We start from the raw sequence: 3807 nt of genomic DNA, 5'->3' as shown, positions 1-3807 counted from the left end.
CTCCTGTACTCACTGTATAAATGCCAAGCACTTTATTGTTTCTGTTAAGCAACATCAATTTAAATTGCTCTATAAATTCAATTTTACCACTATCCCAGGACTCTAATAGTAATCGATAGGCTTCGTATGCCGACGTAATTTTAACCCTGTCTTGTGGTCTAATAACTGGTCTGTAAGTTAGTTGAATCTCTGCAACCTGTAGCGTTTGATTTTCCATAATTCTTAATGTTTAAGTGAATAATAATTATGGTGCCTCTGCAGGCTTATGGATTGAACTAAATGCAAGGAGGAACGGAATAAATGAAGGGTTATGCGTAGGGTTGTGTTTATGCCGGAAATTCCTTGCCATGTGTTCRACCTCACGCCTAACTTTGCTGAATAATTATTTCCTCACTCTTTCTGCTTTTTTTTCCTTCGCTTTTTGAATTAGATATGGCAAGCTAAAAATCATAGAGGCTGATAATCCAATTATGGCCCAAGTTTCGTATACAAATTCGAATTGATACAATGGATTATATAAGAAACCAACAATAGCATATAGCGCAGTTAATTGCCAAGAATTATCCATGACATAGTAACTTGGAGTTATATTGATACCTCTTTTATCGAAAGTAATGCTCTTGTTTAGGGAATTGAAAACTGATATCACAGAAATTATAAATACTCCAAGATTTAGTAGCACATGATTCACATACAAGTCATTCAGAATTATTTGAAGTGAGGTTATCAGTAATGGAAAAGCGATAAATAATCGTATTAGTCGGGAGTTTTCAGGGTGGATAATCATTATGATTGTGTATTCTTAAAAATATGTTTTGTTTTTGGATATTGCTACACTTTTTCAAAAAAAAGGGTTCTTAACACCCTTAATATCAACTGTAGCAAATGAAAATATGGTCTGAAATCGAAGGTAGAATTGGTAATTGCCAGTTTTGCTACTGTCTTTAAAAGGTAGGCTGTCAAATGACTATTTTCCTATTTTTTCGAAAATCTTGTAAGTACCCTTATAAGAGTAACATTGATAAAAAAACAGGAAATTTCAGTAAGTTATTCAAAGTAGAGTTTGCAGGATTTGTTGGTGAATAATTTGAGTTCTGTTTTGTGAGGCCATTCAACCTATTTATTTAAAAGGTAGACTTTGCAAGTCACTCGATATGGTATTCGGTTAGTTATTGTTTCAGTAACCTTTTAATAAAAGTAGCAGACTTGGCCCCTTGAAAGTTAATACCACATTATCAAAGCTCTTAGGGCATTAAATAGCTATTTACTATTGTCTTGCAAATAATCTATATTCGTAAAACTTAAATCATCACAAAATGAAAGTATTTTTAAGCTGGTCAAAACAACGCAGTAAAAAAGTAGCTGAGCTGTTAGCCGAGTGGATACCTTGTGTAATTCAAGCTGTAGACCCTTGGGTATCTAGTCAGAACATAGAAGATGGCGAGTTGTGGTTCACCGCAATCCAATCCCAGGTTGAGCAAATAATAAACGGCGTAATTTGCCTCACCCAAGAAAATAAAGCCGAGCCGTGGATATTATTCGAGGCTGGTGGTTTGGCCAAAGGATTGGAGAAAAGTCGGGTATACATATTGTTAATTGATCTTACCAGTAGCGATATACTTTTAAGCCCGTTATCAGGCTTCAATCATACAAGGTTTGATAAGGATGGCATTAAAAAGCTTCTGCACGTAATCAATGGCCGTACAACTAATCCTATTGCAACTTCGGTCCTCGATAAAGTGTTCGATAAGTTTTGGCCGGATTTAGAACAGCGATTTAATGATATTTTACAAGTTACTGAAGCAATAACAAAAGAAGAAAAAACTAAAACGAAAGCTGTTAGTGAAATTGAAAATGATCTGAAGCCATTGTTGGAAGAAATATTGAAAGTTGTGCGCGGCCAAGTATCTGAATCAGGCACAACCAAGTCTTCTTTAAGCCCCAGTGACTTGAGAAATTTACTTATAGTCTGGGCTAAAAGAAACAACCTTAAGTTTGAAGACGAAGTAAAAGAAAACTTTTGGTCGTTTAATAAATATATCCGCGAAAGTTTACCTTTTAGCAATGTCTCTGATGCCCGTTTAGCGCATATTATGAATGAATATTGTAATGAGTTACCCATAAAATAATTTGGAATAAAAATTACAACTCGCTAATATGGAATACACCAGGGCACACTTCTAAGCCTATCAGTTACTACTGTTTTCTTTCTTAAATACGTTCTTAACAAACATGAAGGTTTGGTGCGATCAAGTGCAAAAGCAAACGATACAAATGGATTGAGCGATGGCATTGAGCGTTTATGCTCGGCAATCTTTTGCACGCTTCAGAAGCACCAGCCCTAACTTTGCCTAATAATTCATCTTCACTTCTTCCTCTTAGTTCAAGATTATTAATATTTTGAATTTAGAAGTAAGACAATTCCTTAACCGATGAAAGTAGTATTTAGAGTTACTACAGATTTTACAAAAAAGGGGTATTATACCCCCCAGTTAACTAAAGTGTAGTAGATTGTAAATGTATAAAATGATGTTTTGAGGATTGGGTAAAATACTTTTCAACCTTATTTATTTAAAAGGTAGACTTCTCGAGTGACTCGACAAATGAATTGGAGATTGAACAGCCTTCAGTAGCCTTTTAAAATAAGTTGCTGACCTGGTGCAGTATGCCAATTGAGCATTTGTGGCCGGCAAACTTTTGCATACGTCAGAAATACGAGCCCTAAAAAGCATAGTGATCATTATTTCATTTTAATCTGCTTTATTCAACCTTTTAGTCAAAAAGTCGGACATCAGTCTTTAGTATTCTCTGCCTTGAAGAACCGCATTATAATAAATATAGAAGTTGCATTTAGCAATGTTACACAAAATGTTATTACTCCTTTAAAACTGTCTGGAGATATCGCCCACGTTTTACCTTCTCCGAGATTACCAACGACTAAATTTGTGATAGAAAGCAATAAGATTATCGTGACCATAATTGGTGGCCCCTTGATTACCCAAGTAGGTATTTCCACCACAACATCTTCTACTTTACGTTCTACACTATACCACTTAAAAATGGCCGTGATTTGAGCTACTAAGACAGGTATAATAATTTCAAATGAACTAGTTGCTTCAGCCTTGCTAATAGGTAACAAAGGAGTTTCACTACATAACAAAATATAAGCTCCCAATATTCCTGTAATGATTAAAAAATAAAGCCCGAGCCAATTACGAATTTCTGATATTTTCATGTTAATAGCATTGACAGAAGTTTTCCTGATAAATTAGTTTAAGTTCTGAACATGCCTCTCTAACGGCACTATTCACTGCAATATTTATTTGCTCTTTGCACTTTCTAACGTCGCGTATAGCGGGTTCTGTAAATACTCCGTTTATTCCGACGGACGTATTTAAAGATTGAATAATAAAAAGCATCACCCCTTCATTCACCTTTGGATTATTCTTAATTTGCATTTTCAATATATACGTGGACAACTCGAAATAAGGACTCCCCAAAAGTATACTGTTTTTATTTTCTCTTTTCAACCAAACTTCATCATCTGGAATTGAGAGATCCGTGTATCGTATTGCTGAGAATGGTGGGCTTTCCAATGCCTTAACGACTTTTTCCTTTACCTTAATGGCAAAAGCCTCCGTTTGTTTAACATTGTCGTTACAGTTCTTAAGAACAAACCCGCTGTAAGCAGGCATCATCATACTGGCCACTTGTTGCTCGTGATAATGTTTTACTATTTTGAATTTGCCTTTACCTGTTTCAATCAGAAGAGGGGTAACAAAGGGTCGTTGCTCCAAAGGATTGCCT

Annotated in this window: 3 protein-coding genes and 1 pseudogene; 1 reads left to right on the top strand and 3 read right to left on the bottom strand. The window is 35.4% G+C overall.

From position 1 onward, the window contains the following. Positions 1 to 217, bottom strand: a pseudogene (locus tag AC1DPZ_RS23675) (JAB domain-containing protein); the annotation flags it as partial. A gap of 1099 nt (positions 218 to 1316) precedes the next feature. On the opposite strand from AC1DPZ_RS23675, the gene AC1DPZ_RS23670 reads away from it, so the two are divergent. Further along, entirely contained in the window at positions 1317 to 2129 is an 813-nt protein-coding gene (locus AC1DPZ_RS23670) for a hypothetical protein (RefSeq protein WP_477408099.1), read from the top strand. Between the two features lie 662 nt (positions 2130 to 2791). Here AC1DPZ_RS23670 and AC1DPZ_RS23665 read toward each other — a convergent pair. Next, positions 2792 to 3235, bottom strand: coding sequence for a hypothetical protein (locus tag AC1DPZ_RS23665; protein WP_477408097.1), 444 nt, complete (start codon positions 3233 to 3235; stop codon positions 2792 to 2794). Between the two features lies 1 nt (position 3236). Further along, on the bottom strand, positions 3237 to 3807 hold a 571-nt coding region (locus tag AC1DPZ_RS23660; protein WP_477408095.1), incomplete at its 5' end, for a hypothetical protein.

The organism is Mucilaginibacter sp. P4_G9 (assembly GCF_056400985.1).
Note: the sequence above shows the minus strand (reverse complement) of the source record. Positions and strands in the feature narration are given on the sequence as shown.

Excerpts from the sequence above, each read along its gene's own strand:
- AC1DPZ_RS23670 (WP_477408099.1), top strand. The coding sequence starts at position 1,317 with ATGAAAGTATTTTTAAGCTGGTCAAAACAACGCAGTAAAAAAGTAGCT.
- AC1DPZ_RS23665 (WP_477408097.1), bottom strand. The coding sequence starts at position 3,235 with ATGAAAATATCAGAAATTCGTAATTGGCTCGGGCTTTATTTTTTAATC.